Here is a 25,151-nt window from a genome sequence, read left to right on the forward strand (position 1 = left end):
CCGGTTCAGGATGCCGCGCGGCGAAGGTCACCGAAGTGTACGTGACGGATTTCGGGATGTGCCTGCAATTGGCGCGCTTGCGACATAAGAACCGTTCGCATTTCGGCAGGGCATTTAACGGTTATGCAAGCGGATGCCATCCGCTGGTCGTCGCCATGCTCTACCTGCAGCTGCGACACGGTGAGGCCGGCGGCCTTGAAATCGGAAAAGATGCGCTTGCGGACCGAACCCAGCGCGTCGCGCGGGCAGACCACGGTCAATCGCGAGCTGGCGTGGCGACGATCGGGCAGCGCGGCGCGATCCACACCGGCTCGGCGCAGGAACAAGTCGAAAACACGCATATTGGCCTCCTTCTCGCGAAAGGGAATGCTGCGTGAATACGAGATGCGCAAGTGCAGGCTGCCATGCGGTTGCGGCGTCGCGGCGCACGACCATGAACGTTGGCCGATTGCCCTGGCGAAGCAACACACAAAGCCCCCCACAGGCGACGCTGACGGCGCCGGCCCGCTGAACCGGGACGTGCCCTGCCTTGCGGCAAGACCGGTCAGAAAAACGTGGGGGATGTACGGGCAAGCAAGAACAACGCGCCGCCTGAATGACGCCAGGCGGGAAAACATTGAAACTTGCTTGAATACCGCACCCTGCAGATAGGGTGCGGCAGAGACGATCTGCGTGGACCCTATCTAGGCAGCGACGTCGACGCAAGGTCGACTACTACTGTCGCCGGAATCTGTATTCACGCAGTCACTCCTGGGAAATTCGAAGCTGTTAGTTTAGCCGGGTTTACCCGTAGGTTCAATGGTTGGGTAGCGGTTCAGGCGTAGAAATGCCACCCCACGTAACCCGCGAACAGCGCGTACAGCCCTCCAACCGCAGAAAGCGTTCCCAAGCTCATGGTTTGACGGCGGAAACGCAGCCACAGGACCGCGATGGACAGCATGGTGAACAGGCCGGCTGCGATCAGCGTGCCATCCAGCAGCCACGGCGTCAGGAAAATGCCCAGCGCGCTCGGGATTGTGGCCTGGATCATCATGGCGCCGGAAATATTCGCCAGCGCCAGCCGTTCCTTGCCCTGCCGTACCCAGATGATGGCGTTCATGATTTCGGGCAGCTCCGTCGCCACGGGCGCCAGCAGCAGGGCAGCGACGTGCGGCGATGCGCCCATCCAGACCCCGAGCACCTCGATCTGGGCGACGAAGACGCGCGACGCGACGGCAATCACGACCAGCGCCAGCACGGTTTGCAGGGCCGCCCATGTCATGGTGGGCTGCGCGTCACCGGGCCTAAGCTTCAGCGGTTCCAGCACGTCGGCTTCGGTACAGGTGTCCTCGGCGCTCAGTTCGCGCTTGACGTAGAGCGCGTAGGCAGCCAGGAACAGAATGCCCAGCCACGGCTTCCAGGCGAAAGCGATCAGGCCCAGCGCGACCTTGAATACGAAAATGGCCATGAACCAGCCCTGGTCGCGCGCGAGGCGTTGCTGGTCGGCCTGGATACAGGAATCGTCCGCGCCATTCGGCCGCCGTTGGCGCAAACGCATCAGCGCCAGCCCCACCACGGCGTAAGCCAGCGTGGATAGCACCAGGGGGCCGCCCATGGCTGCGCCGACGCCGATGTCCTTCTGTTCCGGCGTGCCGCCGAAAACCACCGCCATGAATGTCACGGCGCTTTCCGGGAGCGCGGTGCCGAAAGCGGCGAGCACGGTGCCCACCGCGGTCGCCCCGAGTTCCAGTCGATGGCCTACCCATTCGACGCCATTGACGAAATACTCGCAGGCGAAATAAATGACCGCCGCCGAAGCGAGGAACAGAAGAAAGGTCGAAATCATGACGTGGCAGCCGGACGAGCAGATTCCCATGGCGCGACGACGCGGCTCGCCCGGCTGGGTTAGCACGTCGCGGCCAAAGGTCTCGCCTGGCTGTCCGCCGCATGAGCGTCGCGCGCAACTGAGCGCGGTCTTTGCGGCGAATACCGTTTGCGCCATGGGGTCCGTGGACCGCCAAGTCTGTTGACGCAAACTCCCTGGGGGGCAAGGATGGCTACTCCCCAATGACAACGGGGCGGATTGTAGCAGCGCGCCGTGCCATTCAAGGCAATAAATGCGACGCCGGCGCGGGTTCGTTGGAAAATGGGTACTTTCACACCCCTGCCCCGGTCCGCCATGAGCCTGCCCCCCGACGACGTCACGCCCCACATCGCCCGCCGCGCCCGCCTGCTCGACACCATGCGCGCCGCCGGCGGCGGTATCGCCATTCTGGCCGCCGCCCCCATCGCCGCGCGGGGCCGCAATGGCGAGTACCCGTACCGTCAGGACAGCGACTTCCTCTATCTGACGGGGTTCCCCGAGCCGGACGCGTGGCTTGTGCTGATCGCTGGCGAGCGGGACCGCACGGTGCTTTTCTGCCGGGAAAAGAACGAGGAGCGGGAGCTGTGGGAAGGCCTGACCATCGGCCCGGAAGCCGCCGTCGCCGATTTCGGGTTCGACGAGGCATACCCGGCGGACCGCCTGGACGAGCTGCTGCCCGGCATGCTGCTGGACCAGCCCACCCTGTATGCGCCGCTGCTGCGCGACGACCGCGCGGGAACCCGCATATGCCAGGCGATGGAAAAGGCGCAGCGACTGTCCCGAACGGGCCAGCGCCCGCCGGCCAGGCATCACGACATATTGCCGCTGATCGCGGAAATGCGGCTGATCAAAGACGCGGCGGAAATCGCGGCCATGCGCCGCGCGGCCAGGATTTCCGCGGGCGCGCACGCGCGCGCCATGCGCCTCGCGCGGCCCGGCATGCGGGAGTACGAAATCGAGGCCGAGCTGCTTTATGAATTCCGCCGTCACGGCGCGCAGTCCGTCGCGTACAGCAGCATCGTCGCCGCGGGCCCGAACGCCTGCATCCTGCATTACCCCGCGGGCGAGGCGGTGCTGGAAGACGGCCAGCTTGTGCTGGTGGACGCAGGCTGCGAAGTGGACGGCTATGCCGCCGACATCACCCGCACCTTTCCCGCGAACGGCCGGTATAGCGGCCCCCAGCGGCTGTTGTACGAGCTGACGGTGGAAGCCCAGAAGGCCGCGGCCGCCGCGACGCGTCCCGGCATGACCTGGAACGATGGGCACGAAGCCGCCGTACGCGTGCTGGCGCAGGGCATGATCGACGCGGGCCTGCTGAAGGGTTCGTTGGACGGCGTCCTGGAATCCAAGGCGTACACGCGGTTCTACATGCACCGTACCGGCCACTGGCTGGGCCTGGATGTGCATGACGTGGGCGACTACCGCGATCCGGCCGCGCCGGCAGGCCCGGAGCGTCCATGGCGCACCTTGCAGAAAGGCATGATCCTGACGATCGAGCCGGGAATCTACGTGCGCGCCGCGGACGATGTTCCACAGGCGTTCTGGAACATCGGGATCCGAACCGAGGACGACGCGCTGGTGACGGACGAGGGATGCGAGCTGATCACGCGTGGCGTGCCCGTGGATCCGCGCGAGATCGAAGCGCTGATGAGGGAGTAGCGCCGAAGGAAACGGCGACGCCCGACTGCCGGGCGCCGGCGCTCAGAGCACATAGCCGTCCAGCCAGCCCATGGCCTTCCAGACGTAGACCACGACCATGGCAATGCCGAAGATCGTGCACATGGAGCCGATGAGCAACGCGGCCAGCGCCACCAGTACCGGTCCCAACCCGGTGCGCGACGGCGTGCCGAGCCCCGGGTTGTAGGCACGGTCGAATTTTTCGTCCGCCCGCAGGCAGAGAACGGCGCTTTCGATGAACCCTGCCGTCATCGGAACGAACAGCAGGAAAAACGCCGGATTGTCATACCAGACGGGAAACCACTGGGTGGCCGCCAGGCATGCCAGCGCGAACAGCGTCACCGCCGCCGCGCCGCGGCGTCCCAGGTACCACCAATGCGCGCCCATCCATCCCAGGAATAGGGCGAGCAGCCCCGCCCGCACCTTGGTGCGCGGCGCACGGCGCGCGGGGCGCAGAACGGAAGAGGCATCGGCCATGAAGACTCCTGACGAACGGGCGGCGACCAGCGCGCCCGGAGCGGGAAGAAAGAATTTTAAGCGGGATAGAATGCCGCCATGACAGATTCCGCTTTTCCTATCGCGATCGTGGGCGCAGGGCCGGTGGGACAGGCGCTGGCGCTGATGCTCGCGCGGTCGGCGGACGACCCCTCTCGCATCGTCCTGATCCAGGGCGGCGCCGCGCCGGCCGCTTCAGCCGCGCCCGCGACAAGCGCCGACGCGGTCCGGAACGACCCCGGCGCCAGGGTGCTGGCCCTGAACCATGGCTCCCTGGTTCTGCTCGAGACGCTGGGCGCGCGTCCCCGCGACGCGGCGGCGATCCATACCATCCATGTCTCTCAGCGCGGCCGGCTGGGCCACACGCTGATCCGCGACGAAGATTTCGACGTGCCGGAACTGGGTGCGGTCGCGCCCTACCCCGTGGTGCGGGATGCGCTGGGGCAAGCGGTCGCACAGGCGGGCATTACGGTGCGCCATATGCAGGGCGCGCGCATCGCCGCGCAGGACGCAGACGGCGTCACCATCCGGGCGGACGACGGCTCCTCCTTGCGTACCGGCGTGGCGGTCGTATCCGATGGCGCTGCCGCGGGCAAGCTGCGCCGCGAATACGGGCAGGACGCGGTGCTGACGACGGTGCGGGCGGCGCAGCCCCGACCGGGATGGGCCTTCGAGCGCTTCACGCGGGAAGGCCCCCTTGCGCTCCTGCCGCACCCGTCCGGAGATGACTGCTATGCCGTGGTCTGGTGCTGCGCGCCGGGCCGCGCCGCACAGTTGGCCGCTCTGGATGACGCCGGTTTCTCCGGCGCGTTGAGCGAAACGTTCGGCGGCCGGATGGGGCCGTTGCGGTGCATTGCCAGCCGCCACGTCTCGTCGCTGTTCATGAGCGTGCGCCGCACCCAGGTGGAAGGACGCACGGTGGCCATCGGCAATGCCGCGCAGACCTTGCATCCGGTGGCGGGACAGGGACTGAACCTGGGTTTGCGCGATGCCGCCAATCTGGCGCAATCGCTCGCGCGCTGGCTGCAGGCGCCCGACGGGAATCCTGCTTCCGCCCTGCGCGCCTTCGCGAGCGCCCGACGCAGCGATCGCTGGATCACAGCGGGGCTGACCGATCTGCTGCCCCGCGTATTCACCACAGGCCTCGCGCCGGTGGAGCACGCCTGCGGGTTGGCATTGCTTGCGCTGGATGTGGCGCGTCCCCTGCGCACCCCGCTGGCGCGGCATCTGCTGCAGGGCTGGCGCGCCTGACGGCACGCCGCTGCGGAGCCGCGTCCGGCGGCCATCCCCCGCCACGATCGCGCCGTGTAATGGGGGCCGCATCGCGCCCGGGTAAAATCCCTCCATGCGCATCGGCCCCTGGACCCTTCCCAACAACGTATTCGTCGCTCCCATGGCGGGCGTGACGGACCGCCCGTTCCGCCAGCTGTGCAAGCGGCTCGGTGCGGGCTACGCGGTGTCGGAAATGGCGGCCAGCAATCCCCGTCTGTGGGATAGCGTCAAGACCTCCCGCCGCCTGAATCATGACGGCGAGATCGCGCCGGTGGCCGTGCAGATTGCAGGCGCGGATCCCGACATGCTTGCCGAGGCAGCCGTCTTCAACGCCGGCAAGGGCGCGCGCATCATCGACATCAACATGGGCTGCCCCGTCAAAAAGGTGTGCAACGTGGCCTCCGGTTCCGCGCTGCTTCGGCACGAGGATCTGGTTGCCCGCATCCTTGACGCGGTGGTGCGCGCGTGCACGCCGCTGGGCGTGCCCGTGACGCTGAAAACGCGCACCGGCTGGGACCGCGAAAACCGCAATGCGCTGCGCATTGCGCGGCTGGCAGAAGATACGGGTATCGCCGCGCTGACGCTGCATGGCCGCACCCGGGCGGACTTGTACACCGGCCAGGCCGAGTACGACACCATTCGCGCCGTGAAGGCCGCCGTCCGCATCCCTGTCGTGGCCAACGGCGACATCGACAGCCCTGAGAAAGCGCGTTTCGTGCTCGACTACACCGGCGCGGACGCCGTGATGATCGGCCGCGCCGCGCAAGGCAGGCCCTGGATATTCCGCGAGATCGACCACTATTTGCGAACCGGCGCCAGGCTGCCGCCGCCGACCTACGGCGAAATGCGCGACCTGTTGCTGGAACACCTGGACGACCACTACCGCTTCTACGGCGAGCACACGGGTGTGCGGACCGCGCGCAAACACATCGGCTGGTACGTGTCCGGCCTTCCCGGCGCGGACGCTTTCTGCGCCATCATGAACCGTATCGACGATACCGCCGCGCAGGCGCGGGCCGTCGACAGCTGGTTCGAGCGTTTTCCGCGCGATGGCCGCCCTGGGCAGCCCGATCGCGCGCAAGCCCTGCTGGCGGCCTGACCGCCAGTCATATAAACAAAAAATAGTTGTGCCTCAAAATGAGTAAGAAAGATGTCCTGGAAGAATGCGTGCGCGCCAGCCTGGAGCGCTATTTCGAAGACCTGGGTGACGCCGAGCCCCACGATATGTGGGAAATGGTAATGCGCTGCGTCGAACGGCCGGTCCTCGAAATGGCGATGGAACGGGCCGGCGGGAACCAGTCCCGCGCTTCCGAAATGCTGGGCATCACGCGCAACACGCTGCGCAAGAAGCTGCTCGCGCACAACATTCCGTTTTGACCACTCTGCCGCCCGCGATCCTCGCGCACCCGACCTCCATCATGAAAATCGAAACCGCCCTCCTCTCGGTCTCCGACAAGACCGGCATCGTTGAATTCGCTCGTGCGCTGGCGGCGCGCGGCGTGCGGCTGCTGTCCACGGGCGGCACCGCAAAGCTGCTGGCCGAATCCGGCCTGGCCGTGACCGAAGTCGCCGCGCACACCGGCTCGCCGGAAATCCTGGACGGCCGCGTCAAGACGCTGCACCCCAAGATCCACGGCGGCCTGCTGGCGCGCCGCGACAGCGAAGAACACATGGCCACGCTGCGCGATCAAGGCATCGACCGCATCGATATGCTGGTCGTGAACCTGTACCCCTTCCGCGAAACCGTTGCGCGCGATGGCTGCACGTTCGCCGATGCGGTGGAAAACATCGATATCGGCGGCCCTGCCATGCTGCGCGCGGCGGCCAAGAACCACGGGACCGAAGCCGGCGGCGTTACGGTCGTCATCGACCCGTCCGACTACAGCCGCGTGCTGGCGGAAATCGACGCCACTGGCGGCACCTCGTATGCGCTGCGGCTGGCGCTGGCAACGAAGGTCTACGCCCACACGGCTGCCTACGACGGCGCGATCGCGGCCTATCTGAGCAGCCTGGCCGACGCCGCGCCTGCGCAGGATGCCGCGCCGGCGCGGCATCCGTGGCCCGAAACCCTGACCATCCAGATCCGCCAGCAGCAGGCGCTGCGCTATGGCGAGAATCCGCATCAGTCGGCGGCGTTCTATGTCGATGCCCAGCGCCCCGCCGGCGTGCTGGGCAACTACCGGCAGTTGCAGGGCAAGGAGCTTTCGTACAACAACATCGCGGACGCGGATGCCGCATGGGAATGCGTGCGCAGCTTCGATAGCGCCGCGTGCGTCATCGTCAAGCACGCCAACCCCTGCGGCGTCGCCGTGGCCGAGCACGGGCTGGAAGCCTACCGCAAGGCGTTCAAGACCGATCCCACCTCGGCCTTCGGCGGCATCATCGCATTCAACCGCCCGGTTGACGCGGCCATGGCCGAGGCCGTGAGCGAACAATTCCTGGAGGTGCTGCTGGCGCCCGCCTACGACGGCGCTGCACTGGCGCTGCTGGCGCGCAAAAAGAACGTGCGGGTCCTGGAAGTGCCGACGGGCGCGGGCCAGAACGCCTTCGACGTCAAGCGGGTGGGCGGCGGCTGGCTGGTGCAGAGCCCGGACGCCGGCACCGTCGCGCCGGAAGACCTGAAGGTGGTGACCCGCACCCAGCCCACCGAACAGCAGATGCGGGACATGATGTTCGCCTGGAAGGTGGCCAAGTTCGTCAAATCCAACGCGATTGTCTTCTGCGCCGACGGCATGACGCTGGGCGTCGGCGCCGGCCAGATGAGCCGCGTGGACTCGGCGCGCATCGCCTCGATCAAGGCGGAGAACGCCGGCCTGACGCTGCGCGGCTCCGCCGTGGCGTCCGATGCCTTCTTTCCCTTCCGCGACGGCCTGGACGTCGTGGTGGCGGCAGGCGCGAATTGCGTCATCCAGCCGGGCGGCAGCGTGCGGGATGACGAGGTCATCGCGGCGGCTGACGAACACGGCATCGCCATGGTGCTGACCGGCACCCGTCATTTCCGCCACTGATGCGTATCCTCGGCGTCGACCCCGGCCTGCGGCGCACCGGCTTCGGCGTCATCGACGCCGAGGGGTCCCGCCTGCGCTACGTCGCGAGCGGGACCGTGGTGGTCCCGCCTGTCCAGGCGCTGGCCGACCGCCTGAAAGTCATCCTGGACAACCTGCGTGAGATCGTGCGCGAGACCCGGCCCGATGTGGCGGCGCTGGAAATCGTCTTCTTGAACACCAACCCCGCGTCCACCCTGCTCCTGGGGCAGGCCCGCGGCGCCGCGCTGTGCGCCATGGCCGATAGCGGCCTGGCCGTACACGAATACACCGCGCTGCAGATCAAGAAGTCCGTGGTCGGCACGGGGCGCGCGGCAAAGGAACAAGTGCAGGCCATGGTGCAGCATCTGCTGTCGCTCGACGGGCTTCCCGCGCCGGACTCGGCGGACGCCCTGGCCTGCGCCATCTGCCACGCCCACGTCGGGCCGCTGGCGGACCGCATTGCGCTGCTGGGCTCGCCCGGCAGGACATCGGCGCGCCCCAGACTGCGCGCGGGGCGGCTGTCGGGATAAGGCATGGAAAAGGCCGATAAGGAATACGCAACATGATTGGACGCATCACCGGCACGCTCATCGAAAAGTCCCCGCCCACCGTATGCGTGGACGTGAACGGCGTGGGCTACGACGTGGACGTGCCCATGAGCACGCTGTACGCGCTGCCCGAAACCGGTCAGCGGGTATCGCTGTACACCCATCTGACCGTACGGGAAGACGCGCACCTGCTCTACGGCTTCGCCACGGTGGCGGAAAGGGGCGCCTTCCGCGAACTCATCAAGGTCAGCGGCATCGGCGCGCGTACCGCGCTGTCGGTGCTGTCCGGACTGTCCGTGGCCGATCTGGCCCAGGCCATCACCTTGCAGGAATCCGGCCGGCTGACCCGCGTACCGGGCATCGGCAAGAAAACCGCCGAGCGGCTGCTTCTGGAGATGCGCGGCAAACTCGGCGCGGATATCGGCGCGAGCGCGCATGCCGTGCCCGATAACCAGTCGGATATCCTCAACGCCCTGCTGGCGCTCGGCTACTCCGAAAAGGAATCGCTGGCCGCGCTCAAGACGCTGCCCGAAGGCGTCGACGTGTCGGACGGCATTCGCCACGCCCTGAAGGCGCTGGTGCGCTAAAGCGAGAAAGACCCACCCGCATAGCGCTTCGCGCCGCCCCCTCAAGGAAGCGACGCAACAGACCTGCGGAGCCGGATCCCGCGCGTCTGAACCGGGCCGCGTACGGGCGGGGTCAGATGGCGCGCTGCCTGAGGTGCCCCAGATAACTGGGGACCACGGCCTCCATCGCGGACGGGACGATGCCGAGCTCGGACGCCATGGGTTCGTGCGCGACGCTATCGACCTTGAGACTGTCCAGGTTGTCCGGCGTCATCAAGGGCGTACCGGGCAGACAGGCCAGTACCGCTGCCTGGAGGCGGCCGAGACCCATCGGGACGCTCAGCACCGGGCGCGGATGGCCGCTCCAGCGGGCGCACATCGCCGCGATGTCGCCCAGGGTGTGCACCTGAGGGCCCGCCAGCTCGTAGACCCGGCCGCGCGCGTGCGGTTCGGTCAGCATGACTTCGATCGCGGCCGCGACGTCCTCGACGTACACGGGCTGCATGCGGGCACGCGCCCCGGCCAATGGCAGCGCCGGGAGCCAGCGCGCCAGACGGGCAAAGAGGTTGGTGAAGTGGTCGTCCGGCCCGAATACCACCGAAGGACGGACGATGGTCCAGCCGTCCGCATGCCACGCCGCGAAGATATCCCGCACCGCGGCTTCGCCGTCCGCCTTGGAACGCAGGTACATGCTCGGGCCGTTGTGATCGGCGCCCAACGCACTGACGTGAATCATGCGCCGAACACCGTGCCGCTGGCATGCCCTTGCAATTCGGCGCGGCAGTTCCACATGGGCGCGCGCGAACCCGGGACCATAGGGACGGCCGCGCCCGCCGTGGAGCACGCCCACCAGATTGATCACCGCGTCGCAATCGGCCATGAGCTCGTCGAGCGTCGCGTCGTCGTGAATGTCCGACTGCGATAGCGTCACGGTTGGCACGACCTGCAGGTCGCGTCCGCGGGCATACAGCCGCGTCGGCACATGGATTCGATGTTCCGCCACGCCCAGCCGCGCGACCAGATGGCGGCCGATGAAGCCGGTGCCGCCTATGACAAGGATACGCATCGCCACCCCAGCTCGATGTACGAAACAGGGTCGATTCTGCGCCCCCATGGAGGACGATGCAAGAACGGCGGCCGGACGCCGCGCCACTGGTTCAACTTGCGAACCGGCCGCTGGGCGTCAGGACGCCAGATAAGCGCCGTAGGCCTTCAGGTCGACGTTGCCGCCGCTGATGATGACGCCCACGCGCGCATCGCGCACCGGCACCACTTGCTGCAGAACCGCCGCGGCGGCCAGGCATCCTGTAGGTTCCACCACCATCTTCATGCGCTCGGCGAAAAATTTCATCGTCGCGATCAACTGCGCGTCCGTCACCGTGACGATGTCCGTGACGTGCTTTTGGATGATCGGAAAGGTCAATTCGCCCAGATGGGTGGTCAAAGCCCCGTCCGCGATGGACTTCGGCGTGGCGATGGGGATGACGCGGCCGGCGCGCAGCGATTGCTGCCCGTCGTTGCCCGCCTCCGGCTCCACGCCATAGACTTTGCACGAGGGGCTGAGGGCGGCGGCCGAGAGCAGCGAGCCCGACAGCAATCCGCCGCCACCCAGACAGACGAACAGGTAGTCCAGTTCTCCCACTTCGTCGAACAGCTCCTTGGCGGCGGTGCCCTGGCCCGCAATCACGTCGAAGTGGTCATAAGGCGGAATCAGCGTGGCGCCGGTTTCCGCCTGCAGGCGCGCAGCCACCGCCTCGCGGTCTTCCTTGTAGCGGTCGTAGGTGACGACCTTGCCGCCATAGCCTTCCGTGGCCGCGCGCTTCGCGGCCGGCGCGTCCTCCGGCATGATGATTGTGGCGGACACGCCTTGCAGTCTGGCTGCCAGCGCGATCGCTTGCGCGTGGTTGCCGGAAGAAAACGTCAGCACGCCAGCCTCGCGCTGCGCGGGCGTGAGCTTGGCAATCGCGTTGTAGCCGCCGCGAAACTTGAAAGCTCCCATGCGCTGGAAATTTTCGCACTTGAAGAACACGCGCGCGCCGCTTTTCGCATCGGCGGTCGAGGAAGTCAGGACGGGCGTGCGATGCGCCTGGCCCTGCAGTCTTTCGCTGGCGGCAACGACATCGGCGTAGGTGGGAAGTTCGCGCGGCATAAGGTTTCCTGGGGTCGAGAACGGAATCGGAGGATCATAGTCCAGCGGCGCGCCGATCGCCACGCCGGGGCACAGGCCAGGTTGCCCATGGATGGCGGCCCTCCGGCCGCCGCGCGCCGGCGCAAACCCGCGCCGATAGGCAGATGTAGGCTGGTGTACGATAGGCCTCGCAATTTACGCGCTTCCCTGCACGCGCTTCCGTCATGGCCATCCAGTCCGACTCGCTCTCGTCCCGCCCCGATGCCCGCCGCCTAGTGGCGCCGCAACCCGCATCGCCCAACGAAGAATCCATCGAACGCGCGTTGCGGCCAAAGGCCCTGCGCGAATACGTGGGGCAGGATCGCGCGCGCGAACAACTGGAGATTTTCATCGCCGCCGCTCGCCAGCGGGGTGAGGCCCTGGACCACGTGTTGCTGTTCGGCCCGCCGGGACTGGGCAAGACCACGCTGGCGCACATCATCGCGCACGAAATGGGCGTGCAGCTCAGGCAGACCTCCGGCCCCGTGCTGGAACGCCCGGGCGATCTTGCCGCCCTGTTGACCAACCTGGAGAAGAACGACGTCCTCTTCATCGACGAGATCCACCGCCTCTCGCCCGTCGTCGAGGAAATTCTTTACCCGGCGCTGGAAGATTTCCAGATCGACATTTTGATCGGCGAAGGTCCGGCGGCCCGCAGCGTCAAGCTGGATCTGCAGCCCTTCACCCTGGTGGGCGCAACGACGCGCGCCGGCATGCTGACCAATCCGCTGCGCGACCGCTTCGGCATCGTGTCGCGTTTGGAGTTCTACAACGCCACCGATCTGGCGCGCATCGTCACGCGCAGCGCGGCGCTGCTGAACGCCGGCATTACGCCCGAAGGGGCCGATGAAGTGGCGCGGCGCTCACGCGGCACGCCGCGCATCGCGAACCGCCTGCTGCGCCGGGTGCGCGACTACGCCGAAGTCAAGGCGCAGGGCCGCATCGATGCCGAGGTCGCCAATGCGGCGCTGTCCATGCTCGAAGTCGACCCGCAGGGCCTGGACCTGATGGACCGCAAACTGCTCGAAGCCATCGTGCATAAATTCGACGGCGGCCCCGTCGGCGTGGACAGCCTGGCGGCCGCCATCGGCGAAGAACGCGACACCATCGAAGACGTCATCGAGCCCTATCTGATCCAGCACGGCTACCTGCAGCGCACCCCACGCGGCCGCATGGCCACCCAGACCACCTGGCGCCATCTGGGCCTGACGCCCCCGGCGGGCGCAACAGCCGTTTCCGGCGATTTGTTTTAGGCCCACCCCCGAAGCGCTGGCGCGCTCCCCCCTCAAGGGGGCGACGCTGGCGGACCGGCGAAGCCGGATCCGCTGTGGGGGAAGGCCCACCCCCGAAGCGCTGCGCGCTTCCCCCTCGAGGGGGCGACGCTGGCGGACCGGCGAAGCCGGATCCGCTGTGGGGAAAGGCCCACCCCCGAAGCGCTGGCGCGCTTCCCCCTCGAGGGGGCGACGCTGGCGGACCGGCGAAGCCGGATCCGCTGCGTCTTCGATCGTGCGCAACGGTCTTCGTGGTTGCGGATCCGTTGCGGGCGGGCGCGCCTCGGTCTCAGATTCTTTCCAGGATTTCCTCGCCGTACGCTTCCAGCTTGCGGGCGCCCACGCCGCTGATGCTGCCCAGTTCGGCCAGCGACGCCGGCCGCGCGAGTGCGATTTCCCGCAGCGTCGCGTCGTGGAAAATCACATAGGCTGGCACGCCGTGATTGCGCGCGACTTCCGCGCGCCAGGCGCGCAGAGCCTCGAAGATCGGCTGTGCATGGGCCGGCAGTTCGACGGCAGCGGCGCGAGGGCGGCCGCTGGCGGACTTGGATGCGCGTGCCGCCTTGGGCGACTCGCGCCGCAGCATCAACTGCCTTTCGCCCTTGAGTACGGCGCGGCTTGCCTCTGTAAGCGTCAAGGTGCCGTAGCCTTCGTGGTCCACTGCCAGGAGCCCCTGCGCCAGCAGCTGCCGCAGCACGCCTCGCCACGCCGATTCCGACAAGTCGGCGCCGACGCCGAACACGGACAGCGTGTCGTGCCCATACTGGCTCACCCGGTCGGTATGCTTGCCCCGAAGAATGTCGATGATGTGTCCCGCGCCATAACGCTGGCCGCGCTCCTTCCACAAGCGGTAGACCGCTGACAGCACCTTCTGGGCGGCCACCGTGCCGTCCCATGCCTGCGGCGGATCCAGGCACACGTCGCAATTGCCGCAGGGCCCGATGTGCTGGCCGAAGTACGCCAGCAGGCGCACGCGGCGGCACTCCACCGTTTCGCAAAGCCCCAGCATGGCATCCAGCTGCTGGCCGAGCCGGCGGCGGAAGCTTTCGTCGCCGGGCGACTCGTCGATCATGCGGCGCTGCTGCACCACGTCCTGCAGCCCATAGGCCAGCCAGGCGGTCGCGGGCAGTCCGTCGCGGCCGGCGCGGCCGGTCTCCTGGTAATAACCTTCGACGGACTTGGGCAGGTCGATGTGGGCCACGAAGCGCACGTCCGGCTTATCGATACCCATGCCGAAGGCGATGGTGGCAACCATCACGATGCCGTCCTCACGCAGGAAACGCGACTGGTTGGCGGCGCGCACCGAGGCGCCGAGCCCCGCGTGATAGGGCAAGGCCTGGATGCCATGGCTGCAAAGAAAGTCGGCGGTTTCCTCCACACGGGCGCGCGACAGGCAATACACCACGCCTGAATCGCCCGCGTGTTCGTTCTGGATCAGATCCAGCAACTGCCGGCGCACGTCGTTCTTCTCGACGATGCGGTAGCGGATGTTGGGGCGGTCGAAGCTGGCGACGAAATGGCGGGCATCGTCCAGCGCCAGGCGCTGCGCAATTTCCGCACGCGTGGCGGCGGTGGCCGTCGCCGTCAGGGCGATGCGCGGCACCTGCGGCCAGCGTTCGTGCAGCAGCGACAGGCCCATGTATTCCGGCCGGAAATCGTGTCCCCATTGGGACACGCAATGCGCTTCGTCGATGGCGAACAGGGCAATGCGCCCGCGTTCGAGCAACTGCAGGCAGCGGTCGGTCAGCAAGCGCTCCGGGGCCACATAGAGCAGGTCCAGTTCCCCGTCCAGGAAGGCCTGTTCCACTTCGCGCGCGACGCGCCAGTCCTGGGTGGAATTCAGGTAGGCCGCACGCACGCCCAGTTCGGTCAGCGCATCCACCTGGTCCTGCATCAGTGCGATCAATGGCGAGACCACCACGCCGGTCCCTTCCCGGACCAGGGCGGGAACCTGGTAGCACAGCGATTTGCCGCCACCGGTTGGCATCAGGACCAGCGCATCGCCGCCCTGGATGACGTGATCGACGATGGCCTGTTGCTCGCCACGAAAGGATTCGTAGCCGAAAACGCGCCGCAGGACCTCCAGGGCGCGCGGTTCAGACATTGGGGAAAGCCGGTAGCATCATGCCGCGCATTTTATCGGACCGGCGGGCGCAGGAGGCCGCGGTGCGGCGCGGGCAGCACGGCGGACTGCCCTATTGCGCACCGATGGGCATGGTCAGCTGCATATTGACGGCATAGTCGCCGCTGACCACGTCATGGTCCGCCCCGACGGCAAGCCGCACAGTGGGCGACAGCAGCATGCTCTGCGATAGTCCGTACCGGCTTTCCAGCAATTCGCCGCGAGCATCGCGCAAGCCGGAATAGGTGCCGCTCACCGTGCCGAAGCCGCGGACGGGCACGCCGGCGGAAAAGGTGTTCCGCCACTGGCGGGTCGCGGCTGCGCCATCCTCGTAGGTGGACAGGTCGCCATAGCCGCTGGTGGTCAGCTCGTTGGCATAGCCCAGGGAAAACGCGTCGAAGAGATCGACGTTGTAGCCCAGCCGGTACCGCCATCCTTCGTTGGCGTCGAAACGGCTTTGAATCGCGCCGCCCTGCAGCGTGCCCCACTGGCCCAAGGAATAGGTGGTGCCCAGGCCCGTTGCAGTCAGGGAGCGCGCGCTTTGGACCTGTCCCTCCAGCGTCAACTCAGGCGTCAGCCCATAGCGCAGGGCGCTGGTGCCGGCCGCGGGACCGGTCTGGACGCCGCCAGCGGTAAGCGCCGGATCCGTGTTGTCGATGCGTCCCCATACGGACGAGTACCCCAGCTTGCCCTCGGGCACTGTCGCATCGCTGGGAGACGTCAGATTGGAAAGCGCCACGCCGCCGATCGGTGCCGCGCTGGCCCAGCCGGGCGAAAACGGCGTCAGGCTACCGACCGAGACCGAAGGCCCGTCCACATTCCGGTAGGTCAGGTTCCGATCGCCCAACACCATCCCTTCCTGCGTCGACACGCCGGCGAACCAGGGTTTGCGTTGACCGATGGGTCGCCCCCATTTCACCGGCGCCCCGCTTCCGGGGGGCGGGGGAACGTACGACAGTGAAGCCAGGGATGGCGCGATGGCGCCGGCGGTCGCGACATCGGCCGACGCGGGCACCGCCGCGCAATCGCCCTGGGCGGCCGGCATGGCTCCATCGCGGCCCTCGGGGACGGGATTCGTCCCATCCCCGGGCCCGGCTGCCTGAGCCGGCGCAGCGGCCGGGCTGGGTTCGGGCCCGGATACGGCGTCCGCTTCGCCGGTTTGCAATCCTTCCTGCGGCTGGCACGGCGGCAGCTCGGCGACGACGCCCACGGGTTCGTCGAGGCGGACCGGCATGGGAAGAGCCGGCGCCAGAACCCCCAAGCCGCGAGCGCCGCGCGCATACGAGGAAGGGCTGCCATAGGCAGCCGGGGCGAGATCGGTGGAGGGATAGGGCGCGGGCGGCGCGCCGAGCGCCATGGCGGGCGCCACGCAGGCGACCGCGGCGGCCAGCGCCGCGCGCATGCAGGCACGGAAAACGGGAACAGGCATAAGGCCAGAAAACATTGGGCCGAGTATAGGCACTACGGACCACATCATGTATGAAGCATTTCCTAGTAACGGACTCCGCCTCCCCTTCGGCCGCAGGACCGCAAAGCGCCGGTCTCCGCGAAATATCGCCGTGGAGCGGGCGCCTGTTCTGAAGATTCCGATTTTAATCGTCCCGATACGGCCGAGGTAAAGCGCGGGTGCCGTATAGTCCGGGACGATTTCCCGATTTCAGTCCATTTCCTCCCCTTGCCCGCGAGGCCCGTCCCTCGCATCATGCGGACATGGAAACGCCTCATACCAAATTGCTGGTCGTCGACGACGACCCCGCCCTGCGGCAATTGCTCGCGGATTATCTGAACCGGCATGGCTACGACACCTTGCTGGCCCCCGACGCGACGGACCTGCCCGCACGCATCGCGCGCTACGCGCCGGATCTGCTGGTCCTGGACCGCATGCTGCCGGGCGGCGACGGCGCGGATGCGTGCCGGCGCCTGCGCGAACAGGGCGAGGACATTCCGGTGATCCTGCTGACGGCCCGCGACGAGGCGGTGGACCGCATCATCGGCCTGGAAGCCGGCGCCGACGACTATCTGGGCAAGCCCTTCGATCCACGCGAACTGCTGGCGCGCATCGAGGCCGTCCTGCGCCGCAAGAAAGGCCCGTCGGCCCTGACCCGCGATGCGCCTGTCAGCTTCGGCCCCTTCGTCTTCGAACCGGCCACCCGGCAGCTGCTGCGCGATGGCGTCGTCGTGAAACTGACGGGCGGCGAAATCAATCTGCTCGAAGCGCTGGTCCGCAACGCCGGCAAGCCCCTGTCCCGTGAACGGCTGCTGGCGCTGGCGCGCGACGACGACGCGGGCGAGCGCAACGACCGCGCCATCGACATCGCGATCCTGCGGCTGCGGCGCGCCATCGAGGACGACCCCAAGCAACCGCGCTGGATCCAGACCGTGTGGGGCATCGGCTACCGCTTTTCGCCGTGATGACCTTTTCGCCGCGATCCCTGCTGCCACGCTCGCTGCGCGCCCGCCTGATCCTGCTCGTCCTGGGCTGCATGCTGCTGGGGCAGGCCGGCACCCTCGCCGTCGGTTCGTATTATCGCGACCGCTTCGTCGACGACGTGGCGATGGATTACATCGTCACCACGATCCGCACACTGCGCGCCGCCGTCTCCGAAGTGCCTGCCGAAGACCGCGCCGGCTTCGTCCGCGACGCTTCGGGCGGCCAATGGCATTTGTGGGCGCGCACCCTTCCCGCCGAGGCGCAGCTGCAGCGCTTCCATGGGGGCGGATTGCCGCCGCCCCCGCCTCCGCCGCGCGACGGCTTGTCCGATGCCGAGCGCGAGGCCCGGCTGAACGAGATACGCGAATTCCGGCGGCGCCATCCGGATGGCCCCTACGACGACATCCGCAAGGACCTGCGCGGGCTGGTCCGCAAGCTCAACCAGCGCCTGAACGATGGCACGCGTGTCGCGCTGTCCCGCGGTCCGCGTCCCGAAGTATTCATCTCCCTCGCGCCCAATCCCACCAGCGAAGACGCGCCGCAGTTGCGGGAATGGCTCGTCATCCCGCTGGACCGCCTGGACCCGCCGCTCGCCACGCCCATGGTGATCCTGTGGATGGCCGGCTTGGGGCTGGTGCTGTTGATCGCAGCCGGGTTCTCCTGGCACATCACGCGTCCCATCACGCGCCTGGCCGAAGCGGCCGACCAACTGGCCGCGGGCCAACCCAAGCGCGTGGTGCCGTCCGGGCCGCATGAAACCCGGGTGCTGGGCGAGCGCTTCAACGCCATGCTGGATGCGCTGCAGGAATCCGAATCCGTGCGGCGCACGTTGCTTGCGGGCCTGCCGCACGACCTGAAAGCCCCGCTCTCGCGCATGTGGCTGCGCGTCGAAATGGCGGACGACGCGGTCTTGAAGGAAGGCCTGCGCAAAGATCTGCACGATATGCAGCACATGGTCGATCAATTCATCGGCTTCGTGCGCGGCACCGATCCGGCGGGTTACCGCTACGCGCCGATCCCTTTGGCGGACTGGCTGACGGAACGCGTCCAGGGCTGGAAAGGCGCCGGCACAGCGGTGGACCTGACGATTTCAGGCGATCCCTCGGCGACCCTGCAGGGCGATGCCGTCGCGCTGGGCCGGCTGCTGGACAACCTGATCGCCAACGCCCTGCACCACGGCGCGCCGCCCATCGCGATCACACTGGAGATCGGCGACGGCCAGGCCCGGCTTTGCGTGGCGGACCACGGTCCGGGCATACCGGCGGACCGCCGCGTGGAAGCGCTACGCCCCTTCGCCCGCCTGGACGACGCGCGCACGCGGACGGGAAACGTGGGTCTGGGCCTGGCACTGGCCGACGCCATCGCGCGCGCCCATGGCGGCACGCTGACATTGGGCGAAGCGCCCTGGGGTGGCCTGCAAGTCGAAGTTTCGCTGCCGCTGCAGGTTTGACGCGACGGCCGCTTGGCCGCTTCACGGCGCGGCGAATACGACTATTCCGATTGACGCCGGTTGGTTCCGCGCTTCATCCTACATACCCCGGATGCGGCTCATGCACCGGCTCACGCACATTGCTACCCAAACAAGCCTCGTCATGCAGATTGCAAATCGAACTCACTCGCTGTCGTCCCTTCGCGAGCTTCCGGAACCTCCCCGCTTTCAAGCGGTCCAGCGCTTGGACGAATATCTGGAACGCCGGTCCAGCGAAACCCAAAAATTACTGAAGTGATCCTTTCGCCTTCCCGAATACCGAGCGATACGCAAGGATATTGAACACGACGATCAGCGGCACCGCGACCACCGCCCCGGACAGGACCAGGCGCATGGAACCGAGCGACGCGGCGCCGTCCCACAAGGTCATATCGTCCAGGACCAGGTAGGGAAACAGGCTGTAGGCCAGCCCGCACAACATCAGCAGGAACAGGCCCACGCAAGTGACGAACGGCACCCAGCTGAATCGCTCGGCCTGGCGCGGCAGCCGCGCCAGCACCATCTCGGTCAGGACGAACCCAAGCAGCATCGCAACCCACACGCCCACCGCCAGGCCCAGATGGGACAGGTTGCTCCACTTGTAGAAGATGCCGGCGTTGGCCAGACCCAGCGTCACCGCAATGGCCACCATGCCGGCGGCCGTCCAGCGGATGGCATGCCGCGCCCACTGCACCGCGCGGCGCTGCAGATCGCCATCCACCCGCATCGTCAGCCAGGTCGCGCCCAAAAGCACATAGGCCGCCACCGCGCACAGGCCCACGAAAAGCGAAAACCCGTGATAGCCGGCTGTATTCTGGTAGCCGGTCGCGATCCGGCCCAGCGCCATGCCCTGGCCGAACGCCGTCATGAGCGAGCCCATCCAAAAACCGAGAACCCAGCGCGGCTTGGCCTCGGTGCGGGCTCGCAGCCGGAACTCGAAGGACACGCTACGCAGCACGACGCCCAGAAGCATCAGCGTCAAAGGCGCATAGAGCTGGCCCAGCACCACGCCCCAGGCGAACGGAAATGCCGCGGCGAACAGCCCGACACCCAGCAACAGCCAGAACTCGTTGGCGTCGCGCCACGGACTGAGCAGGGCCATCATGCGGCCGCGATCGTCCGAGGGCGCCAGCTGCAACAGTATGCCGACGCCCAGATCGAATCCATCCAGGACCGTGCCGGCAACGATCAGGGCGAACAGCATCCCCATGAACAGGAGCGGCATCCAGAAAGAGGGATCGCCCGGGGCCAATCCCAGCGAAGCGGCCAGCGCGTCGATCATGCTGCGGCCCCCGCCGTTTTGCGCACCGGCACCACGCCGTAGCGAGCGGCATGAAACAGCATGCGCACGAATGCGGCCAACAGCGCCCCGTAGAGGACGGCATAGCCGACCGTGCCGTAAAGCAGGGAACGCGGCGACGCCGGCCCCAGGATCTCCGCCTGGGTCACCGCCCCGTTCACCGCGTACGGCTGCAGGCCGACGATGGTGAAGATCCAGCCGGCAATCACCAGCAACGCGCCCGCAAACGTCGTCGATGACAGCACCCGCAGCCAGCGTTGAGGCAACGCGGCCGGATCGAAGCCGCGCCCGCGCAGCTTGAACAGTGTGGCCCACGCCAGCAGGCCCATGACCAACACCAGCAGGATCGCCAGCCGCAATGACCAGAACGTAAGCGCGACCGGCGGCTGCATGTTCGCGTAGTTTTCCAGGGCAAGGAAATGGCCGTTGACGTTGCGTCCGAGCCAGGGCGCCGCGGCGCCGTGCCAGACCCAGGCGCCGCGGTTCACCGCCGCTTCCTGGTCGGGCCATGCCGCCAGAACGAGGTCGGGCGGATCGCCTTCATGCCAATACGCCGCCGCGGCGGCCGCCTTGGCCGGTTGATAGTGCGCGATGTTTTTGCCGGCGCCGACGCCCACGGGGCCGAACAGCAGAACCGTCACGCAGGCCAAACCAAGGGCGGCGCGGAAACTCAGGCGTTCGCCATCGTCCAGCGGGCGCCGCAGCGCCTGCCATGCCGTGACCCCCATGACCAGGAAAGCCGCCGCCAACATGGCTCCCAGGGCCATCAACCCGATATTCCACCCCAGCGAGGGATTGAAGACGACCTTGGCCCAATCGTAGACCTGGAAGCGGCCGTCCACCGCCACCGCCCCGTCCGGCGTCTGCATCCAGGAGACCAGCGCCAGCACCCAGAATGCCGTCGCCAGATGGCCCAGGGCGACCATGAAAACGGCAAGCGTATGCACGCCTTCCGACACCCGCCGCTGGCCGAACAGCATGACGCCAAGAAAGCAGGACTTGAGCGCAAACACGGAAAGGATCGCAAAGCCCAGCAAAGGCCCGGCCACGTTGCCGATCTTGTCCATCAGGCCGGACCATATGGTGCCGATCTGCAACAGCACTGGCACGGCCGAGGCCAGGGCCAGCACGAAGGCCAACGCGAAAATTCGCACCCAGAACCGGTAGGCCGCGGTCCAACCGGCATTGCCCGTGAAGCGCGCGCGCAGCTTGAAGTACAGCAGCAGCCACGACAGCGCCAGCGCGAGCGCCATGAAAAGCGCCAGGAAAGCCAGGCAGGCCGTGAACTGCAATCGTCCCAGGAATAAAGGGGGGATGCTCATGGTGGGCGCTAGTTTAGACGCAGATCGCGTGCCGCGCCCCTGCCCTGGAGGCAGAAGTTACATCGCGGCCGCAACCCGCGCCAGCCGGGCCGCGCCACGGGCTGCCGCCGGACCGACGGCGCCAGCGCGCACGCGAAAGGGCTCGGCGTGGCAAAATTGTCCCTTTGCCGCTGTCTTCGCAGACCCCCAGCATGACCACCGCCTCCCCGCCTACCGCCGCCCCCAACTTCCTGCGGCACATCATCGAAGCCGACCTCAAGGCCGAGCGCTTCAAGCACAAGCACTGGGCCGGCGTTCCGGGCCCCGCGGCGGTGCAGGCGCAGGGCGGGCTGGATCCGGCGCGCATCCGTCTGCGCTTTCCGCCCGAGCCGAACGGCTATCTCCACATCGGCCACGCGAAAAGCATTTGCCTGAACTTTGGCCTGGCCCGGGACTACGGGGGCACCTGCCATCTGCGGTTCGACGACACCAATCCCGAAAAGGAAGACCAGGAATACGTCGATGCCATCATCGAGGCGGTGCGCTGGCTGGGCTTCGACTGGACCGCCCCCGACGGACGCGAACAGCTGTACTTCGCGAGCGATTATTTCGACACGATGTACGCCTTCGCACAGGCGCTGATCCGCGCGGGCTATGCTTACGTCGACCAGCAATCACCCGAAGAGATCCGCGCCAACCGCGGCACGCTGACGGAGCCAGGCAGGAATTCCCCCTGGCGAGACCGTCCGGCGCAGGAGTCGCTGGATCTGCTGGCTGAAATGCGCGACGGCAAGCATCCGGACGGCAGCATGGTGTTGCGCGCCCGCATCGACATGGCCTCGCCCAACATCAATCTGCGCGATCCGGTGATCTACCGCGTGCGGCATGCCACGCATCATCGCACCGGCGACAAATGGTGCATCTATCCCATGTACAGCTGGGCGCATCCCATCGAGGACGCCCTGGAAGGCATCACGCACAGCATCTGCACGCTCGAGTTCGAGGACCAGCGCCCCTTCTACGATTGGACGCTGGCCCGGCTGGCGGAACTCGGCATGCTGGCGCAGCCGCTGCCCCATCAATATGAATTCGCGCGGCTGAATCTGACCTATGTGGTCACCAGCAAGCGCAAGCTGCTGCAACTGGTGCGTGACGGCCATGTGGACGGCTGGGACGATCCGCGCATGCCCACCCTTTTCGGCATGCGGCGCCGCGGCTATCCGCCTTCGGCCATCCGCCTGTTCTGCGACCGCACCGGGGTGTCGAAATCGGATTCGCGCATCGATTACAGCCTGCTGGAGGCGGCCGTGCGCGACGAACTGGACCCCGTTGCGCCACGTTCGGTGGCGGTTCTGCAGCCCCTGAAGCTGGTCATCACGAACTATCCGGAAGACCGGGTGGAAATGTGCAGCGCGCCGCGCAACCCGCACGACCCCGCCCAGGGCCAGCGCGAATTTCCCTTCTCCCGCACACTGTGGATCGAGCAGGACGACTTCCGCGAAGATCCTCCCAAGAAGTATTTCAGGCTTTTCCCCGGCAACCTGGTGCGCCTGAAATACGGCTATGTCGTTCGCTGCACGGGCTGCGTCAAGGACGAACAGGGCAACGTCGTGGAAGTCCACGCCGAATACCTGCCCGAAACCAAAAGCGGCACGCCCGGTGCGGACAGCGTGAAGGTCAAGGGCAACATCACCTGGGTCAGCGCGGCGCACGCCGTCGGCGCCACAATACACCTGTACGACCGCCTGTTCGCCGACCCGCATCCGGACGCCGGCGACAAGGACTTCATCGCTGCGCTCAATCCCGATTCGCGCCGCACCGTGCAGGCGTGGCTGGAACCGAATATCGAGCTGAAGACGGGCGTGACCTGGCAGTTCGAGCGGCTGGGCTATTTCACGTTGGACAGCGTCACCTCGACGCCCGACACGCCGATTCTGAACCGAGTGGTGACGTTGAAGGACTCCTGGACGCAGGGGTGATCTGCAAGGGGCGGCGAGCGCCAGGCAGGCGCCGCCGATGCGGCGCCGTGATGCGGCCCCGGGAAGCAATGGACCGGCCGATACCCGAGCCGGCCCATGTGCCGATATCAGGGCCGCCGGCGCGCCGGATCGGGGTCCAGGTCCACGGGCCCTTGTGCCGTATCGTCGGGCCGGTCCACCGGCGGCGTGGCCACGTGACTCGAAGGCAGCAAGCCGCGTTTCTCGGCATCATCCACCGGCTTGGGCTGATCGGGAGCCAGAACCCCCGTATCGGGACGGCGCCTCGCCGATGCGGCTGCGGACGCCACCGGCACGGCATCGTCGCCGGGCTTGCGATTGGGATCGTCGTGAAGATTTCCGTCAGGCAGTGCGCCGCCCTCCGGGTCATAGCCCTTTTCCAGCGCGCGCAGATCTTCCTCTTCCTGACCGCTCAATCCGGCGGGACGCTGCGGCGTATCGCGATTCGACATGAGATGGCTCCTTCTCGCTGAAACAGACAAAGCGTCGTGCAAGGGGTGTGCCCGTGGCCCCATGGCGCAACGCCGAATTTGCCGTGGACGATAATGCCGCCGGCGCACAGAGCGCCGATGCGAAACCGGTGCTTCCTGCAGCGAGCCGGGGCGTGTTGGCACTGAGATCGCCGTCCCCAGGCTTTGGGCCTGCGTCCGCACGCAGCGCCCGCCCCACAGGAGAAATATATGGCGTGGATGCCCGGCGATCCGTGGGTATGGCTAAGCTTGCTCCTGGCTGTACCCGCAACCCTGTCGCCCCTGACCCGCCGCCTCGGCATGGGTTTGCTGGCCACGGCCATGGCCGTGGCGGCGATCGGCGGCGCGCGCGCGCCCGGGACCGGACCAGAAACTTATGGCACGTTGACGCTACCGGCCGCCGCGACGCTGCTCCTTTTGATCCTGGCGGCGTGTGCCGTGTCCCGCCGTGGCGTCCTGGCGAAATTTGCCGGTCATGCAATCTTCGTTGCGCTGGCGATTGCGCTATGCCTGCATTTGGCGCCCGGATTCCATAACGCTCCGATGCCGGGTGGCCGCTTGACGTCCGATGCCGTCCCCTACGCGTGGTATTTGAACCTGGATAAACCCCTGGTCGGATTCTGGCTGGTGCTCGTCTTGCCCTGGATACATCCGCCGCGATCCGCTTCCACCGTTCTGGCATGGGGCGCCGCCGCCTGGATCGGAACGAGCGCCGTTTGCCTGGCCGTCGCCACGGCCTTCGGGATGGTTGCATGGGCGCCGAAGTGGCCCATGGGCAACGGCGCCTGGGTTGCGCTATGGCTGCTGAATAATCTGTTGCTCGTGACCTTTGCCGAAGAGGCCCTGTTTCGCGGCTACGTCCAGGGCGGTTTGTCACGGCTGCTTGCCGGACGCCGCCACGGCGACCGGCTGGCGCTTTGCCTCTCCGCAGCGCTCTTTGGGACGGCCCATATCGGCGGCGGCTGGCAATGGATGGTTTTGGCCGGGATCGCGGGCATCGGATACGGAGTGGCGTACCGCCGCGGCGGCTTGTACGCGGCCATGCTGGCGCATTTTGGACTGAACGCCGTGCATCTGCTCCTGTTCACTTACCCGATGCGCGACACCGTCCTGCCGGAAGCCCGCCTGGCGACGACATTCCTGGGCCTGATTCCGTAAGCGTCCGCGTCCGCATGGCCGGGCGCGGGCCGCCCCGAA

At 67.2% G+C, this 25,151-nt stretch carries 22 protein-coding genes and 1 riboswitch; of the genes, 12 read left to right on the plus strand and 10 right to left on the minus strand.

Going from position 1 to position 25,151, the window contains the following annotated elements; all coding sequences use genetic code 11:
* Positions 1–5: 5 nt before the first annotated feature.
* Positions 6–341: a hypothetical protein gene (locus CAL13_RS21555; RefSeq protein ID WP_086059543.1), complete on the minus strand. Its 336-nt coding sequence runs from the start codon at positions 339–341 to the stop codon at positions 6–8.
* 473 nt (positions 342–814) lie between these two features.
* Positions 815–1,825 carry a sodium:calcium antiporter gene (locus tag CAL13_RS16735; protein ID WP_086058386.1) on the minus strand — a complete coding sequence of 337 codons (1,011 nt, stop codon included), beginning with the start codon at positions 1,823–1,825 and terminating at the stop codon, positions 815–817.
* A 126-nt stretch (positions 1,826–1,951) separates the two neighbouring features.
* A riboswitch (yybP-ykoY riboswitch) is annotated at positions 1,952–2,057 on the minus strand.
* A gap of 101 nt (positions 2,058–2,158) precedes the next feature.
* Between CAL13_RS16735 and CAL13_RS16740 the strand changes: the two genes are divergently transcribed.
* Positions 2,159–3,502 (plus strand): aminopeptidase P N-terminal domain-containing protein, encoded by a 1,344-nt coding sequence (locus tag CAL13_RS16740; protein WP_086072995.1) that lies wholly within the window; start codon positions 2,159–2,161, stop codon positions 3,500–3,502.
* A 42-nt stretch (positions 3,503–3,544) separates the two neighbouring features.
* Here the strand turns inward: CAL13_RS16740 and CAL13_RS16745 are convergent, their stop codons facing one another.
* The gene (locus CAL13_RS16745; protein ID WP_086058388.1) at positions 3,545–3,997 is read right to left on the minus strand and encodes a TM2 domain-containing protein; all 453 of its coding nucleotides are present in this window, start codon (positions 3,995–3,997) and stop codon (positions 3,545–3,547) included.
* Positions 3,998–4,075: 78 nt separating this feature from the next.
* On the opposite strand from CAL13_RS16745, the gene CAL13_RS16750 reads away from it, so the two are divergent.
* From CAL13_RS16750 to ruvA, 6 genes are all read left to right on the plus strand, one after another.
* Positions 4,076–5,266: an FAD-dependent monooxygenase gene (locus tag CAL13_RS16750; protein WP_086072996.1), complete on the plus strand. Its 1,191-nt coding sequence runs from the start codon at positions 4,076–4,078 to the stop codon at positions 5,264–5,266.
* A 94-nt stretch (positions 5,267–5,360) separates the two neighbouring features.
* Positions 5,361–6,386 (plus strand): tRNA dihydrouridine synthase DusB, encoded by a 1,026-nt coding sequence (gene dusB / locus CAL13_RS16755; protein WP_086072997.1) that lies wholly within the window; start codon positions 5,361–5,363, stop codon positions 6,384–6,386.
* Between the two features lie 38 nt (positions 6,387–6,424).
* On the plus strand, positions 6,425–6,664 hold the full coding sequence (locus CAL13_RS16760) for a helix-turn-helix domain-containing protein (RefSeq protein WP_086058391.1): 240 nt from the start codon (positions 6,425–6,427) through the stop codon (positions 6,662–6,664).
* A gap of 41 nt (positions 6,665–6,705) precedes the next feature.
* Complete coding sequence (gene purH / locus CAL13_RS16765) at positions 6,706–8,295, plus strand: bifunctional phosphoribosylaminoimidazolecarboxamide formyltransferase/IMP cyclohydrolase (RefSeq protein ID WP_086073698.1); 1,590 nt, start codon at positions 6,706–6,708, stop codon at positions 8,293–8,295.
* Positions 8,295–8,843 carry a crossover junction endodeoxyribonuclease RuvC gene (gene ruvC, locus CAL13_RS16770; protein ID WP_086058392.1) on the plus strand — a complete coding sequence of 183 codons (549 nt, stop codon included), beginning with the start codon at positions 8,295–8,297 and terminating at the stop codon, positions 8,841–8,843. Before purH ends, ruvC begins: the two co-directional genes overlap by 1 nt.
* A gap of 32 nt (positions 8,844–8,875) precedes the next feature.
* A complete protein-coding gene (gene ruvA / locus CAL13_RS16775) occupies positions 8,876–9,448 on the plus strand; it encodes a Holliday junction branch migration protein RuvA (RefSeq protein WP_086058393.1) in 573 nt (190 codons plus the stop codon).
* Positions 9,449–9,560: 112 nt separating this feature from the next.
* Here ruvA and CAL13_RS16780 read toward each other — a convergent pair whose 3' ends face one another.
* Positions 9,561–10,493, minus strand: coding sequence for a complex I NDUFA9 subunit family protein (locus CAL13_RS16780; protein WP_086072998.1), 933 nt, complete (start codon positions 10,491–10,493; stop codon positions 9,561–9,563).
* A 117-nt stretch (positions 10,494–10,610) separates the two neighbouring features.
* Positions 10,611–11,576 carry a threo-3-hydroxy-L-aspartate ammonia-lyase gene (locus CAL13_RS16785; RefSeq protein WP_086072999.1) on the minus strand — a complete coding sequence of 322 codons (966 nt, stop codon included), beginning with the start codon at positions 11,574–11,576 and terminating at the stop codon, positions 10,611–10,613.
* Positions 11,577–11,779: 203 nt separating this feature from the next.
* Here CAL13_RS16785 and ruvB point away from each other — a divergent pair, with 203 nt between their 5' ends.
* Positions 11,780–12,847 (plus strand): Holliday junction branch migration DNA helicase RuvB, encoded by a 1,068-nt coding sequence (ruvB, locus tag CAL13_RS16790; protein ID WP_086073000.1) that lies wholly within the window; start codon positions 11,780–11,782, stop codon positions 12,845–12,847.
* A 307-nt stretch (positions 12,848–13,154) separates the two neighbouring features.
* Here ruvB and recQ read toward each other — a convergent pair whose 3' ends face one another.
* Entirely contained in the window at positions 13,155–14,969 is a 1,815-nt protein-coding gene (gene recQ, locus CAL13_RS16795; RefSeq protein ID WP_086073001.1) for a DNA helicase RecQ, read from the minus strand.
* A gap of 91 nt (positions 14,970–15,060) precedes the next feature.
* A complete protein-coding gene (locus CAL13_RS16800; RefSeq protein ID WP_232467682.1) occupies positions 15,061–16,416 on the minus strand; it encodes a fimbrial protein in 1,356 nt (451 codons plus the stop codon).
* Between the two features lie 281 nt (positions 16,417–16,697).
* Between CAL13_RS16800 and CAL13_RS16805 the strand changes: the two genes are divergently transcribed.
* Positions 16,698–17,399, plus strand: a complete 702-nt coding sequence (locus CAL13_RS16805) for a response regulator (protein ID WP_086058399.1) — start codon at positions 16,698–16,700, stop codon at positions 17,397–17,399.
* On the plus strand, positions 17,399–18,868 hold the full coding sequence (locus tag CAL13_RS16810) for an ATP-binding protein (RefSeq protein ID WP_086073003.1): 1,470 nt from the start codon (positions 17,399–17,401) through the stop codon (positions 18,866–18,868). Before CAL13_RS16805 ends, CAL13_RS16810 begins: the two co-directional genes overlap by 1 nt.
* A gap of 265 nt (positions 18,869–19,133) precedes the next feature.
* Here the strand turns inward: CAL13_RS16810 and CAL13_RS16815 are convergent, their stop codons facing one another.
* Complete coding sequence (locus CAL13_RS16815; protein ID WP_086073004.1) at positions 19,134–20,168, minus strand: cytochrome d ubiquinol oxidase subunit II; 1,035 nt, start codon at positions 20,166–20,168, stop codon at positions 19,134–19,136.
* The gene (locus CAL13_RS16820; RefSeq protein WP_086058403.1) at positions 20,165–21,508 is read right to left on the minus strand and encodes a cytochrome ubiquinol oxidase subunit I; all 1,344 of its coding nucleotides are present in this window, start codon (positions 21,506–21,508) and stop codon (positions 20,165–20,167) included. The genes CAL13_RS16815 and CAL13_RS16820 overlap by 4 nt, the downstream gene beginning before the upstream one ends.
* A 191-nt stretch (positions 21,509–21,699) precedes the next feature.
* Here CAL13_RS16820 and CAL13_RS16825 point away from each other — a divergent pair, with 191 nt between their 5' ends.
* On the plus strand, positions 21,700–23,466 hold the full coding sequence (locus CAL13_RS16825) for a glutamine--tRNA ligase/YqeY domain fusion protein (RefSeq protein ID WP_086073005.1): 1,767 nt from the start codon (positions 21,700–21,702) through the stop codon (positions 23,464–23,466).
* A gap of 107 nt (positions 23,467–23,573) precedes the next feature.
* Here CAL13_RS16825 and CAL13_RS16830 read toward each other — a convergent pair whose 3' ends face one another.
* Positions 23,574–23,936: a hypothetical protein gene (locus tag CAL13_RS16830; RefSeq protein ID WP_086058405.1), complete on the minus strand. Its 363-nt coding sequence runs from the start codon at positions 23,934–23,936 to the stop codon at positions 23,574–23,576.
* Positions 23,937–24,164: 228 nt separating this feature from the next.
* Here CAL13_RS16830 and CAL13_RS16835 point away from each other — a divergent pair, with 228 nt between their 5' ends.
* On the plus strand, positions 24,165–25,112 hold the full coding sequence (locus CAL13_RS16835; RefSeq protein WP_332459884.1) for a CPBP family intramembrane glutamic endopeptidase: 948 nt from the start codon (positions 24,165–24,167) through the stop codon (positions 25,110–25,112).
* The last annotated feature ends 39 nt before the right edge of the window (positions 25,113–25,151 follow it).

The sequence above is a fragment of the Bordetella genomosp. 9 genome (genome assembly GCF_002119725.1).
Classification (GTDB): domain Bacteria; phylum Pseudomonadota; class Gammaproteobacteria; order Burkholderiales; family Burkholderiaceae_B; genus Bordetella_C.

What these genes read in the sequence shown, in the direction of transcription:
- CAL13_RS21555 (WP_086059543.1), bottom strand. Translation starts at nt 341, where the DNA reads ATGCGTGTTTTCGACTTGTTCCTGCGCCGAGCCGGTGTGGATCGCGCC.
- CAL13_RS16735 (WP_086058386.1), bottom strand. Translation starts at nt 1,825, where the DNA reads ATGATTTCGACCTTTCTTCTGTTCCTCGCTTCGGCGGCGGTCATTTAT.
- CAL13_RS16740 (WP_086072995.1), top strand. Translation starts at nt 2,159, where the DNA reads ATGAGCCTGCCCCCCGACGACGTCACGCCCCACATCGCCCGCCGCGCC.
- CAL13_RS16745 (WP_086058388.1), bottom strand. Translation starts at nt 3,997, where the DNA reads ATGGCCGATGCCTCTTCCGTTCTGCGCCCCGCGCGCCGTGCGCCGCGC.
- CAL13_RS16750 (WP_086072996.1), top strand. Translation starts at nt 4,076, where the DNA reads ATGACAGATTCCGCTTTTCCTATCGCGATCGTGGGCGCAGGGCCGGTG.
- dusB (WP_086072997.1), top strand. Translation starts at nt 5,361, where the DNA reads ATGCGCATCGGCCCCTGGACCCTTCCCAACAACGTATTCGTCGCTCCC.
- CAL13_RS16760 (WP_086058391.1), top strand. Translation starts at nt 6,425, where the DNA reads ATGAGTAAGAAAGATGTCCTGGAAGAATGCGTGCGCGCCAGCCTGGAG.
- purH (WP_086073698.1), top strand. Translation starts at nt 6,706, where the DNA reads ATGAAAATCGAAACCGCCCTCCTCTCGGTCTCCGACAAGACCGGCATC.
- ruvC (WP_086058392.1), top strand. Translation starts at nt 8,295, where the DNA reads ATGCGTATCCTCGGCGTCGACCCCGGCCTGCGGCGCACCGGCTTCGGC.
- ruvA (WP_086058393.1), top strand. Translation starts at nt 8,876, where the DNA reads ATGATTGGACGCATCACCGGCACGCTCATCGAAAAGTCCCCGCCCACC.
- CAL13_RS16780 (WP_086072998.1), bottom strand. Translation starts at nt 10,493, where the DNA reads ATGCGTATCCTTGTCATAGGCGGCACCGGCTTCATCGGCCGCCATCTG.
- CAL13_RS16785 (WP_086072999.1), bottom strand. Translation starts at nt 11,576, where the DNA reads ATGCCGCGCGAACTTCCCACCTACGCCGATGTCGTTGCCGCCAGCGAA.
- ruvB (WP_086073000.1), top strand. Translation starts at nt 11,780, where the DNA reads ATGGCCATCCAGTCCGACTCGCTCTCGTCCCGCCCCGATGCCCGCCGC.
- recQ (WP_086073001.1), bottom strand. Translation starts at nt 14,969, where the DNA reads ATGTCTGAACCGCGCGCCCTGGAGGTCCTGCGGCGCGTTTTCGGCTAC.
- CAL13_RS16800 (WP_232467682.1), bottom strand. Translation starts at nt 16,416, where the DNA reads ATGCCTGTTCCCGTTTTCCGTGCCTGCATGCGCGCGGCGCTGGCCGCC.
- CAL13_RS16805 (WP_086058399.1), top strand. Translation starts at nt 16,698, where the DNA reads ATGGAAACGCCTCATACCAAATTGCTGGTCGTCGACGACGACCCCGCC.
- CAL13_RS16810 (WP_086073003.1), top strand. Translation starts at nt 17,399, where the DNA reads ATGACCTTTTCGCCGCGATCCCTGCTGCCACGCTCGCTGCGCGCCCGC.
- CAL13_RS16815 (WP_086073004.1), bottom strand. Translation starts at nt 20,168, where the DNA reads ATGATCGACGCGCTGGCCGCTTCGCTGGGATTGGCCCCGGGCGATCCC.
- CAL13_RS16820 (WP_086058403.1), bottom strand. Translation starts at nt 21,508, where the DNA reads ATGAGCATCCCCCCTTTATTCCTGGGACGATTGCAGTTCACGGCCTGC.
- CAL13_RS16825 (WP_086073005.1), top strand. Translation starts at nt 21,700, where the DNA reads ATGACCACCGCCTCCCCGCCTACCGCCGCCCCCAACTTCCTGCGGCAC.
- CAL13_RS16830 (WP_086058405.1), bottom strand. Translation starts at nt 23,936, where the DNA reads ATGTCGAATCGCGATACGCCGCAGCGTCCCGCCGGATTGAGCGGTCAG.
- CAL13_RS16835 (WP_332459884.1), top strand. Translation starts at nt 24,165, where the DNA reads ATGGCGTGGATGCCCGGCGATCCGTGGGTATGGCTAAGCTTGCTCCTG.